Annotated in this window: 9 protein-coding genes and 1 pseudogene; 4 read left to right on the top strand and 6 right to left on the bottom strand. The window is 59.9% G+C overall.

All coding sequences use genetic code 11. The features are described 5' to 3' along the window. Both AC13EK_RS07155 and AC13EK_RS07150 read right to left on the bottom strand, forming a co-directional pair. Nucleotides 1-194: transposase (locus AC13EK_RS07155; protein WP_483022109.1), on the bottom strand; the 194-nt coding region annotated here is incomplete at its 3' end. 198 nt (nucleotides 195-392) lie between these two features. Next, nucleotides 393-1,901 (bottom strand): tyrosine-type recombinase/integrase, encoded by a 1,509-nt coding sequence (locus tag AC13EK_RS07150; protein WP_069335529.1) that lies wholly within the window; start codon nucleotides 1,899-1,901, stop codon nucleotides 393-395. 284 nt (nucleotides 1,902-2,185) lie between these two features. Between AC13EK_RS07150 and AC13EK_RS07145 the strand changes: the two genes are divergently transcribed. Both AC13EK_RS07145 and AC13EK_RS07140 read left to right on the top strand, forming a co-directional pair. After that, nucleotides 2,186-3,082: a hypothetical protein gene (locus AC13EK_RS07145; RefSeq protein WP_483022108.1), complete on the top strand. Its 897-nt coding sequence runs from the start codon at nucleotides 2,186-2,188 to the stop codon at nucleotides 3,080-3,082. Nucleotides 3,083-5,024: 1,942 nt separating this feature from the next. Beyond that, a complete protein-coding gene (locus AC13EK_RS07140; protein WP_483022107.1) occupies nucleotides 5,025-5,453 on the top strand; it encodes a hypothetical protein in 429 nt (142 codons plus the stop codon). Nucleotides 5,454-5,603: 150 nt separating this feature from the next. Here AC13EK_RS07140 and AC13EK_RS07135 read toward each other — a convergent pair whose 3' ends face one another. From AC13EK_RS07135 to AC13EK_RS07120, 4 genes and pseudogenes are all read right to left on the bottom strand, one after another. Further along, complete coding sequence (locus tag AC13EK_RS07135; RefSeq protein WP_483022106.1) at nucleotides 5,604-6,734, bottom strand: replication initiator protein A; 1,131 nt, start codon at nucleotides 6,732-6,734, stop codon at nucleotides 5,604-5,606. Between the two features lie 74 nt (nucleotides 6,735-6,808). Next, complete coding sequence (locus AC13EK_RS07130; RefSeq protein ID WP_026109382.1) at nucleotides 6,809-7,882, bottom strand: ParB/RepB/Spo0J family partition protein; 1,074 nt, start codon at nucleotides 7,880-7,882, stop codon at nucleotides 6,809-6,811. After that, nucleotides 7,879-9,075, bottom strand: coding sequence for an AAA family ATPase (locus AC13EK_RS07125; RefSeq protein WP_037522374.1), 1,197 nt, complete (start codon nucleotides 9,073-9,075; stop codon nucleotides 7,879-7,881). Before AC13EK_RS07125 ends, AC13EK_RS07130 begins: the two co-directional genes overlap by 4 nt. Before the next feature lie 588 nt (nucleotides 9,076-9,663). Beyond that, nucleotides 9,664-10,604, bottom strand: a pseudogene (locus AC13EK_RS07120) (IS110 family RNA-guided transposase). A gap of 214 nt (nucleotides 10,605-10,818) precedes the next feature. Between AC13EK_RS07120 and AC13EK_RS07115 the strand changes: the two are divergent. Both AC13EK_RS07115 and AC13EK_RS07110 read left to right on the top strand, forming a co-directional pair. Continuing rightward, a complete protein-coding gene (locus tag AC13EK_RS07115; RefSeq protein WP_017503617.1) occupies nucleotides 10,819-11,121 on the top strand; it encodes a transposase in 303 nt (100 codons plus the stop codon). Nucleotides 11,122-11,311: 190 nt separating this feature from the next. Further along, on the top strand, nucleotides 11,312-11,450 hold a 139-nt coding region (locus AC13EK_RS07110), incomplete at its 3' end, for a transposase (RefSeq protein ID WP_483022110.1).

Genomic DNA, 11,450 nt, shown 5'->3' with positions numbered 1-11,450 from the left:
CGCCAAGGACAACCTGCCCGCAGCAAATAGAAAATGGCCTCGATAATCTCTCGCATCGGCCAACGCCGTCGCCGTCCGCATTGGCACGGCGCGGGCAAATACGGCTCAATTAAACGCCATTCTGCATCGGTAAGATCGCTTTCATAGCGAAGCTGTGCGCGGCTATGATGCGCGCGGGCGGTCGGGTTCCACATGATGGTTTCCAAAGTTGGTGTCGCAACCCCTCGGAATCATATCGAAACTCGGCCGTCCACCGTTACGTCAGCGTTCTGACACAGCCTCTAAAGACGCAAGAGGCAACGGATTTCAATGCAGCAAAAGCTGCTGCAGAACAGGCTTGGCGCGACCTTCAGAACGACTTGTAACGCCTACGGGCCGAGATTGTGTGACGCCTATTTCATGCGCGTCAGCAACCGCCCCGCCGCGCCGTGCTCCGCTGCCAGATTGCGGTTATAAAGAAGCGGCATCTTGGGTGACTTCCAGCGCAGCGCATCCATGATACCGGCAATATCCTCGCCGGCCGCAAACAGGTCGTTGTTCATGCCGATCCGTGTAGAGTGGGCACTGATCCCCTTGTGCCATTGGGCAAATTCTTCAGCTGTCAGGTCGGGGATAAGGCCCTTATCCCAGGCCTCCTGTGCACGTGCCTTGAATATCTGCGTAACCGCCTGGGGGCGAAGCGGTTCCTGCCCAAGCGTAACCACCTTCAAGGGACCAGCGCCCGCGCGCTTGCTGCTACCCTCGTCCAACATTAGGCCGGGTAGACCCAAATAGGTAGCTGCTGCCCTGCGCCGGGCATCAGCACGCAATTTCGCCGGATCGGCAGGCTTGCGCATCTTGATGAACAGACGCCGGAAGACGGCGCCCTGCTCACCGGGTACGCCAAGTTCGTCCTTGACCTTCGCCCAAGCCTGAAGGGCAAGGACCGAGCGCATCGACAGAAAGGCAGTAGCCCCCTCCCCTTCCTGGTCGCCCTTATGCCGGGGAATGACGAGGAGCCGGGTATCAGGATCGCTTGCAGGCAGGATATGCTCAAAGCAGATGGCCACAAGTTCTGAAGCGCGCAGACCGGTATCATAGGCGACGGAAAGCAAGGCGCGGTCCCGAATCCCCTTTTCGTCCGAGCCGCAGGCTTCGAGCAATGCCTTAAGGCTCACCCCTCGGCTCTGGGCGCCGAAGACATCGCTCACGGCCCCCTTGTATCGCAAAGGCCGCGCCTGTTTTTGGGCGGTGCCAAGACGGCGCCGCAAGGCCTTCATCTCGAGACGGACAAGGTCGTTTCTGGTGGGATCCTCGAGCCCAAACAACCTATGGAAGGTCCCGATAGCCCATAGGATACGGGACAATGTCGCGGGACGGGCAGACTTTCCCCCTACCCCATCTGCGCGATCCCGCAGGAATGCGATCACCGAGGCGGGCTGCGCAGGCAAGGCGCTCACGCCTTGGGCGCGGCAGGCATCGCCAAAGCCGCGCATGTCAGCAAGGAGACCACGCACCGTATTGGCAGCACTGGCCGCAAGCGTCGCCTCGACAAGATCAATGTTGAGCACCGGCCGTTCGCGACCGGGCAACTGGGCGAGAACCGCCTCAAAGCGCTGCAGCGGCGTGCGCGCGCGGTCGGCCTCGCGCCAGCTTCGCCGCGCGGCCAGTTCCTGCTTACGCGCGCCATAAGCCCAACGCTGCCTGGGCGCAGGCATAACAGTGCCGGTCAGCAACGGGCCCGGCGGCGCATCGGGTGGGACCTGAGATGTGGCAGGCTCCGGGGCAACAGGCTCGCTCTGCGGCCGGGAGAGCACGGGAACCTCGGCCTCTTCCGGCAGCGCCATGAAGGCTCTCAATCCGCGCAAGGGGCGCTTGGACGTATCGTTCATGCCCATGTTCGCTTCGCTGTCATAAGCCATCTTATAGAAAACCACCGATTTTGGATCAATGATAATGGCCCTTGTCGGTTATTCAGTTTTTCAAGCTATGTTCACCATTCACTGAAATGACATTTAGCTTTAATTATGGATTACCAAATGGCAGGAAACTGGACTAAACATCCTGTAGAAATAGCCATCGTGGAAAGCAGCCCGACGTGGATCGCAGCGATCTTATGCTTGCCTATGCAAAGGCCCATGGCGCCCTCGAGCGATTGGATGATCGATGGGCCACATCTCCGATTGCCGGCGCATGGCGCGCACGCATGGCCTGGACCGAGCGTCATGCCCTCGCCTGGGCCGACAGTTTCGACATACCTGCCGACGCGCTTGTGTTCGACAAGCGCGGTCGACTGCGATCGGGCGACTATGACCTTACACATTGCAAAGATGCGATCGGGGCACCGATCAGCCGCAGGGCGCTGCTCGAAGAGCCCGAACAGCTTCTCGCCTGGCTGGGTGGGGAGAGCGCAGGCGCCGGACCGGACTCACGATGGGAAACGATTCAGGCCATCGAGACCTGGTCGAGAGCCAGCACAGCACTGCCCCCTGCCCCGCCCCTTCTCATGGCCGCCCGTCTCTCTTCCCTCTGGCGGCGCCACGCGCCTCTTGGACGCGGCGACGTTGTCGCCAGCCTTCTTATCGGTGACCGGTGGAGCATGGGCCGTCAGCCAGGTTCGCAGGGCGGGCTTGTCGCATTGGGCATGCGCCACAATGGTGGCCGCTGGAAGACGGCGAGCGGCGAGGAGGCCGAGCATCTCTGGCTTGGCGCCATTCGGGCAGGCGCAATGGCCCATCTCGAACTCGAGAACCGATTGCGCGCCTTCGCCATGCGCGTGCGCCATGTTCTCGTGCGTCGTCGACGCAGCGGTCAACTTGGAGAGCTGATGGCCTTTGCAATGGAGCGCCCCCTGATCAACAGCAGCGACGTGGCACAGCGTACGGGTCTCACGCACGCCGGCGCCATCAAGCTGCTGTCGATCGCGCATGACGAAGGCCTGCTGATCGAAACGACTGGCCAGGCCAGCTACCGGCGCTATGCTATCCCGCTCAGCGAACCACAAAGCGCGACTTTGGTGGAACAGCAAAGATCCCAACCTATGTTTGCAGAGCCTCTCGGAGAGGTTGAGGCCAAAAATCACCCCTTCCAGGAGCCCTTCTGAGAGCCAAAATGCGGCATTGATGATCCATATCCTGCCGGCGCGCCCAAGGCCCTCCAGTAGCCCTTAAAACGCACCATGCGCGATTTCATGATTTGTTCCTCTCGAGAGGCATCATCGCAGCTATTGCGCGGGCACATAGGGCATGCATGAGGTCAGTCGGCGTTGTTGGCCGCTTGAAGATGGTTCTCATACTTGGTGAGTGACAGCATCAAGCCTGCATCAACCAATGAGGGCTCTGATCGGGCCGCGGCAGATCGTCCATTCACCAGCGCCCCTGTCGCGTTGCACTGCATGTTTCAAGCGCAAGCCACGCGACTGCAGAGCCAGAATGATTGCGAGCGACGCCTGGACAGGCCTTGCTCTGAGCCACTGGGGCTCGACGAAATGCACAGATGTTTCCGATCGCAGGGTTAGGATGCCCTTTCATCCCGTCGCTCTTCCTTGAGCGGATCTCCGCGACGGCCTGTGACCGCAGCATGCTGCCTGGCCAGCGGCTGCCGAGGATAGATCGTGCGACAAAAGACCTGATCATCTGCGCCGAGCGGACATTGCCGTGATGACCGGGACGCGACATGAATGATGAAGAGAGGCTTCGGTTGCGAGATTGGTATCGCTCCCCTCCTCTGCAGCCAAGCGCGAAAACAGGGGATATGCGCGTAATCCTTGTTTGGCAGGCCCTTCCCATCAGGCCTTGCACAAGATTTGCTGACCAGGCTTTCATATCGATGAGGAAACCGAGCATTGTCATGCCGGCATTGGTAGTGGCGCTTGTCGGTTGTCAGTCCAATTCCCGGCCTGGGACTGACACAAGAGGCCCTCCCATCTCTGGCTTGGGCTTGGACTTGGCGAGCCTCAAGATGTTTGTCGAGATCGTTAGCCCTGGCCGGCATATGCCGCCAATGAGCGGGTGCGGTGATGCGTCCCCTGCCCTGTCGAAGGCCCTCGAACTTGGCAGGTGCTGCGTCCAGATTATGACTATGCGGGTCGGGGCAGATGGATGGGCCGTAATGTCCGCGCGAGTGGTGTCCGGACTTCTGGCCCATTGTCCGGCGCACCCTTCCCTCCCTGCGCCATCAGCAGGCTATCGTTGAAGCTCTACGTGCAATCGAGCAATCCAGGGTCTTCCGAGAGACCCAGTCTCCGGCTAAATTTCAACCAGGAAGGAAAGCGCCGCAAGGCGCGTCTTATCAGGTTTAGAAGAATCCATAAGAAGTTAGGGCTGCCCAACAGGCTGGGCGAATCGCGGAGTCCGCGCGATTCGCATCAGAAGCGCCGTTCCTGAAGTCCCGCTGACCTGTTCCTGAAGTCCCGCAACTGGTGTTCCTGATACCCCGTAGATGCGTTCCTAAAGTCCCGTTGGCCGTTCCTGATATCCCGTGTCGTAGGCCAGCAGGAGCAACGGGCGATAGAGAGTAAAACATGTTTTACTTGCCGGTAAGTCACCGGAAAATCGGGGCTTTCGTATGCGTATCACCTGTCCGATCGCGACGAAAATTGAGCTGAGAGCATTGGCGCGGGCCCATCGGCAAGCGCGACCGACATAGCGCCGCTGCCTGGCAGGCACGGTATTTGAGGAACATGGCATTCGGCTGGAAAATGGCCATCTGGCCGCTTCTTGCTGGTATCCAACCGGGCACGGAGCGGGCTTGAGCCATTTTTGCGCCCCCATCGCTACGGAACTTCGGGAACGGATGGAGTGACGAGGGCATGTGCGCCATCTGCCATGAACGGGATTTCAGGATCAGCCGATGCCGGCTCCCTGTGCCGCAGCCTCGTCCTGTCCGGGGCAAGGCCCCCTCCCCTCCCAAGGGGTGTTCCCGCAGAGATCTTGCCTTTGTTCGCCCTTATGAGCCGCTACCTGTAGGACTGGATGCATCGCCAGGGGCGCTGCCCAGTCCTGGGCATCTTCGCCCGACCTGTGCTATTCAGGCTCTCGCTATCGATGTGGCGCTGCAAGGCGCACGAGGCTGAAACACAGATGTCTCGCGACGATCTTCCAGCTTTCGCAGCGATCGGTACATGGTTGGCCATCGTGTGCGGACCGGCTGTCGGGCTCGTGCAGAGGCCGTTCCTGAAATACCGCCTTCGCATGTTCTGGCTGATCAGCGTCGCGCGAGACCGACAGATCGGCACGATCATAACAGAGCGGGAAGCTTCGACTTGGGGGGCTTGGCGGTGGGCCGGCGAACCGGTGGCTTCCAAGAACCAGCGCATGGGGCAGGGGCGGGCGCTTGCCGCCACGACAGGTCAAGCGACGCCCTTGATACCCGCTGGGGCCGGCGATGCGATCCGGCGTGCTCATGCACGCCCGATTGCCGTCAATGCCGATCGGCCACTCATGCAGCGGACATCAGATGAAGGGCAAGAATGAGTGCCGCAGCAGGCTCTAAGTAATGAAGTTGCAATCGCGATCGGCAGGAGAGGGGAGGGGCATTACCCGTCCCCTCAAGGCGGTATTTCAGGAACGGACCGCTCCCGATCGCCTGGGCGCAGGCAAAAACGATCCTGATGCCGACAAGGCTCAGCTTGCAGGACGCTGCTTCGCGCAGAAGGAGGCAAAGATGCTGGTAATGTTCTTGGCGTCAAAGGCGATATCGCGGGCCCGCAGGAAGGCGCGGAAATCATCTGCAACAACCAGATGGTCGCGCTGGGGCGAGGGCAGGTTGGCGCGTGCGATCGCTCCGAACGCGCCATAGCCGATGGAACCCTGTTCAGGAAAGCGCACTGGTGCTTCCCTGGCGTCTGCAGCCTCTCTACCCTTTGTCGCCCGTGCGGGTGCAGCGCTGGGCTCGTAAGAGGAAAGGGCGGGGGGCGTGGTATCGAGCTCCCGCCGCGCCATGCGGATCATTGGCTCGGTGCCTTCCCTGTGGACAAGGTCGAGGGCATAGCCCGGCAGTGCATTTTCCCTGACGATTTTCGCCATTTCGAATTTGAAGCGGCGATAGTCGCCCTCCGCACCCGACTTCTCGAACAGCGTGGGCATGCTGATCGAGAAACCATCGGGGCCTGCGCCGCCGGCATGCTTGCGTGCGACGCGATAGAGCCAGCGTTCGCGGCCGCCGGTCAACGAGAAATAGGCCGGATCGATTGCAAGAACCCCACCCTCCATCAGGACGCCGTCATAGAACCATTTGGCAAGCGTGATGCGCATACCACGGACCTGGCCATTGCGATCCTTGAGCTGGCTATAGCTGTCGATCCAGGAAAAGGTCGTCTCCACGGCATCGCCTGAACGGATGTTGGTCTTGACGGTGGTCGACTGGAGCCGATCAAGCGCATTGCCAAGCAGCTCATAGGATCGTCCCCCTGCATCGCGCTTGAGCGTCGTGAGCATGTCATAGGGGACGATATGAAGCGTCTGGGGAATGTCATTTGCCCCACGCCTCTTATGCTCGATCAGCACAGAGGCGCAGTAGATGAGGATGTCGAGATCATAGATTGTCGCCAGCCCATATTCGGAGTTGGCACTCACATGGACCGTTACCTTGCGATCGGGACTGACATAGTCGATCGGCTTGAGACGCTTGCGCTTTGAAAGCGAGAAGAAGGGCCTCTCCATGGTCTCGCGCTGATCGCGCATGGGGAGGGTGGTGAGCTGCGGTAGAAACAGATCAACCTGGATATCGTCCCGGGCATCCTTCCGTGAAGCCATGTTCGTTCTTGAACTCCATCAGAGTAAAACATGTTTTACTCTTAGATAAGTATCTGAATTAAGACGACAAAATCCTATCGCGATGTGAATTTGGCGCCTTCGATCACCGGGCGCAGCGCCTCGAGGATCTCGTCGATATCAAGCTTGCCCCGAGGATTGATCGTCAGCGTCATGCCCTTGATCCGACTGTCCGCTACGATCTGACCAAACTCCTCGCCCTTGCTGGTCGAAAGGCTGGAGCGATGGCGAGGGGCTGCCTTGGTCGCCGGGCGTGCATTAGCGGCAGCCAGGCGCTGAAGAACCTGGGGGCCATCGATCATCGGCTCGCCCGCTCGTCGACGCCGGTTTTGCTCCGCGCTGATGATCTTGGCTTCCGCCATGATCGCATCGCGCAAAGTCGGCTGCTTGAGGAGCGGCGACAATTTCATGCCATGACGAACCTTGAGATCGGACAGGGTTGCAAATGCGTCCACTACCTCCTGTGGAAGCTCGGCCAATTGTAGCAGGTTGTGCAGGTTCTGCTTACCGATGGCGAGCCGCTCGGCCATATGCGCCCGCACGCCACCATAATAAGCGCCGACCGCATGCTGGTAATTGCGAGCCCGCTCGACGTCGGACACGTCCTCACGCTCGCGATTCTCGATGTCGGCAAGGCGGAACGCGCCTTCATCATCCAGAGTCTCAATGCGTGCGATGAGATCGATCTGGGCATGATTATTGGCGCGAAGCCAGGCGACCGAGAAATGGCGCCTTGTTCCTACAATCAGCTCATAGGGCTTTTCGCCATCCTGCGTCCGGCGGATGACAACCGGTTCCCGATTGCCATTCTCCTCTTTGATGGAGTCAATGAGCGAGGCGCAGCGCTCATGGCTCAGGCTCGCATAGTCGCGCGCATTACCCGGCCACACGGTACATTCGTCCGGCCGAATGCGGATAGTGGGCCGCTTAACGGTCCGCGCGATCTCGTCAAACGCAACGCCGCGCCGCTCGAGAAAGGAGGGCGTGGCTGCCTCCTGCCGCGTGGGCGCGGGGCTTGATGGGGCAGGTGCGACCGCCGCGCTGCCCTGCTCGTGGACAGGCGCCATAATATCCAGGCTGTCGATCGCGCTGGCCAAAAGGCTCCGACGGCGTCCTCCCGCGCTGCTCATGCCGCCTCCGTCAGCCTGTCAGTGCCCAGCTGGGCAAGGCGAGAGGGCCACTGCTTGCAGATATCCTTCTCGAGTTCTTTGAACACGGCGTTGAGATTGTCCCTGCAGCGCGTATAGGTCTGATGAGAGCCGTAAGGCTTGTTGATCTCGTAGATGGACGACATCGCGATCCCGGCATTCTTGATCTCTTCCGAAAGCAGGATCGGAGTCGAGAGCATCTGGCCGGCATAGGTCTTCTCCATGACCTGCAGCATCTGCGCCTCGTTGGTGCGATTGGGCTGGAACATCGTGCATACTACCCTGATGAAGCCATAATCGATGGAATTGTCGAACTTCGACACTAGGCTCATCGCCTCGCGACAGGTCTGCATGAAGTGGATCGTCGAGAGATAGTCGAGCTGGCGTGCCGGCACCGGGATGAGAAGCCCGTCCGCTGCGCTCAGTGTATTGACGCCCAGAAAACCCATGGCCGGCGGCGGGTCAAGAATGATGACATCATAGTCATGACGAACCTCTTCCAACCCGACACGCAGCATTCTGAACGCTCCGGCGATGGCGTGCGGTCCTTCCTCGATGGTGGCCGTCAGCTCCCACTCTGTATCCTGCAGCCCAAGATTGGCTGGGCAGATGTCGATGTTGGGCCAGGCGGTAGGCTTGATCGTCTTTCGGAAGGAATCCGCCTCATCGATACGGGGCGAGAGATAATTGGAAAGTGTGTGCGTCTCCTCGACCAGTTCCTCAAGATTGACGTCGAACATGACACTCATTGAGGCCTGGGGATCGCAATCGACGACGAGAACGCGGTAGCCGCGCAAAGCCAGATAGTCGGCCAGATGCTTGGATGTGGTCGACTTGCTGACACCGCCCTTGAAATTCTGGACCGCGACCACGACAGCGCGTTCGTCGGGCAACTTGCCCGCCTTAATGCCGAGCGCCTCGCGGATCGCGATAAGGTCCTCGACCGTATAGAAGCGTCGACCATTGTTCGCGGTCTTGGGCGCGGGCAGGCGACCGCGCGCCTCCGCCTTGGCCAGTGCTTCAGGGGTCCGCCCGAGAAATTCCGCGGCAACCGACGCCCCCATGGTGATGCTCAGGGTCTTGCGATCAGAGGGATCGATCGCCGCTCGTCGCAATACGCTCTTGGCGTTTTCGCACGATGTGATCATGGTGTCCAAAATCTGGCCGGACAACATCGGCGCGTCCCCTTGTTACGGTCTCGAATCAGGGCGGTTCGTAAAAAACGTCGAAATTGAACCCCCTATCCCGGACACATATGTCAAAATGGCGATGGTTAGTCAAACACGCTTCCAGGTAGATGATGTGCAGGACAGTTAGGCATCATGGAGGACTGTCGGGTACAGAAGGAGAGGGGGCCATCCGTGCAGAATGAATGCTGGACTGCCGCCCCTGTTATCGACCAACCTATGTAGAGATTTTGGTTAATCGTCCGTAATCCCCATACGTCGATCAATTCGACTTTGGCCCCGCGCCACGTTGCGCGGCGCCGGGCGTCTAGGGGCGTGCTGAGAAGTTTTGGTGAAGTATCTCAGGCGGGAGGGGGGAGGGCATCCGAGCAAAATGAATGCTCGACTGCTGCCCTAATTATCAACCAACCTGCGCAGAAATGTTGGTTAATTGTCCGTAAACGCCAAAACCTCCCCACATTTTCGTAGCTGCTGATCTGTCTATGTTTTGCCCCTCATCCGAGGGGTATCGTAGTGGCTGATGATGTAAGAACATTCGAAACAGGTTTCGAAAGGCAGGAGCGACTATCTGTCTCGTCAATAGGTCAGAGGGATTGAAAGTCGGGTATCGCGCATTTTGGCATTGAGCCTGACGAGGAGCTTTCGGGCCAGAGCGATGCGGACGACGAGCTTTGGTTTGCCAGCTGCGAGGAGTTTGTCGCGGAAGTCAGCGAGGCTTGGCTCGAAGCGCCGGGCGATGTCAGCGACGAGGAAGAGGATAGTTCGAATGGAGGCGCGGCCACCGCGAGTTCGCCTTTTGCCGAATCTGGCGCCGCTGTCATTTGCGATGGGAGCGAGCCCGACGAGCTTGACGATAGCCTTGTTTGAGAGGGTGCCCAGTTCGGGCAGATCGGCGATCAGATAAGCGGTAGTCCGATCGGCCAAGCCCTTGATTGAGCGGATGGTGCGATCAAAGGCGCGCCAGTGAGGATTGCTTGCGATGGACTGCGCGATCATGGCGCTGATGTCCTTTGCCTGTCTGGCGAACAGAGCCAGTGTTTCGCCGATCTGGGCCAGGGCCAGCGGATCGGTCGTGGCTGATCGGCGCTGCTTCTGGACGATGATATCGCGCGTCACATGACGCAGCCGCGCGGTGAGCGCTTCAAGCTTGGCCTGTTGTGCGCTGGGCGGCGGCGTGGGGATGAGCTTGCGGGCATCAGCGAACCAGGCCAGCATCCGGGCGTCGATGCGGTCGGTCTTTTCCAGGCACCCCATCGCCTGTGCGAAGGCGCGGGCGTGACGCGGATTATCGATGGTGCAGGCGATGCCCTGCGCCCAGAGCTGGAGGAAGGCCAGTTTCTCGCATCCCCCACTCGCCTCCAGCACGACCAGCCCATCATCACCGGCATGTTCCCACACGAAATCAGCGAGATCAGCAATGCCTTCGGCCGTGTTGCCACAGCGTTCGCATGATCCGGCGCGGTCCACGCATCCAGCCATGCCTTCGAACTATCGACTCCGATCATAATGTGCGTCACCTTGTACCTGCCTTGTCTGTGCGATTGGCAACCATCCGACTGTTCGGTCGCAGGGCAACAAGCAGGCCGATCCCAAACTCCCGACGGTCGAACGGACCTGAGGGGCAACGGGCGTCGACACTGCGGCCATGAGATCGGGTGGCCACCCGATCTCATGGTGCCAGGTCATCCTCATGACCTCAGGCACAGATACAAGGGGCAGCGCCCCTCGCGCATGGATGTCATTCCAGCGGGACCGGCGCATCGCCGCTGGTCGGCCGAGGCCAAGGCGCGGATCATCGCGTCGAGTTTTGAGCCCGGCGCCAACATCGCGGAAATCGCGCGGACGCATGGGCTGCTGCCGCAGCAGCTCTACGCGTGGCGGCATGACAGCATTCCGGGCAAGCGCTTGGCCAGCAAAAGCTGGGCTTCGTCCCGGCGGTGGTTGAAGATGCAGGCATCCGAGCAAAATGAATGTTCGACAGCAACCATGATTATCAACCGGACTGCACAGGAATTGTGGTTAATTGTCCTGTAATTCGCGACCTGCGATCAACTCGGCTTTAATCCGGCGCCATGTCACGCGCCGGACTCAACCGATACCGCCAGGTGCATTGAAGCATCTTGGCAGTCCAGCCAGCACCGCCCCGACCTAGGCTCAGGACCTATTAAATCGCTTGCGGTGATAGCGAAGGATTGATTCAATGACGGCGTGAGGAGACGTCGTCATGAGTGACCTGCTCTGGTTGTCGGAGGCGCAGATGCGCCGGATCGAGCCATATTTTCCGCTATCGCACGGGGTGCCACGGGTGGACGACCGTCGGATCATCAGCGGGATCATCTTCGTGATCAGGAACGGCCTGCGGT

The organism is Sphingobium sp. L-44, assembly GCF_056859495.1.
This window is presented reverse-complemented; position numbering and strand designations above follow the sequence as displayed.

What these genes read in the sequence shown, in the direction of transcription:
- AC13EK_RS07130 (WP_026109382.1), bottom strand. Translation starts at nt 7,882, where the DNA reads ATGAGCAGCGCGGGAGGACGCCGTCGGAGCCTTTTGGCCAGCGCGATC.
- AC13EK_RS07135 (WP_483022106.1), bottom strand. Translation starts at nt 6,734, where the DNA reads ATGGCTTCACGGAAGGATGCCCGGGACGATATCCAGGTTGATCTGTTT.
- AC13EK_RS07145 (WP_483022108.1), top strand. Translation starts at nt 2,186, where the DNA reads ATGGCCTGGACCGAGCGTCATGCCCTCGCCTGGGCCGACAGTTTCGAC.
- AC13EK_RS07150 (WP_069335529.1), bottom strand. Translation starts at nt 1,901, where the DNA reads ATGGCTTATGACAGCGAAGCGAACATGGGCATGAACGATACGTCCAAG.
- AC13EK_RS07125 (WP_037522374.1), bottom strand. Translation starts at nt 9,075, where the DNA reads ATGTTGTCCGGCCAGATTTTGGACACCATGATCACATCGTGCGAAAAC.
- AC13EK_RS07140 (WP_483022107.1), top strand. Translation starts at nt 5,025, where the DNA reads ATGTGGCGCTGCAAGGCGCACGAGGCTGAAACACAGATGTCTCGCGAC.
- AC13EK_RS07115 (WP_017503617.1), top strand. Translation starts at nt 10,819, where the DNA reads ATGGATGTCATTCCAGCGGGACCGGCGCATCGCCGCTGGTCGGCCGAG.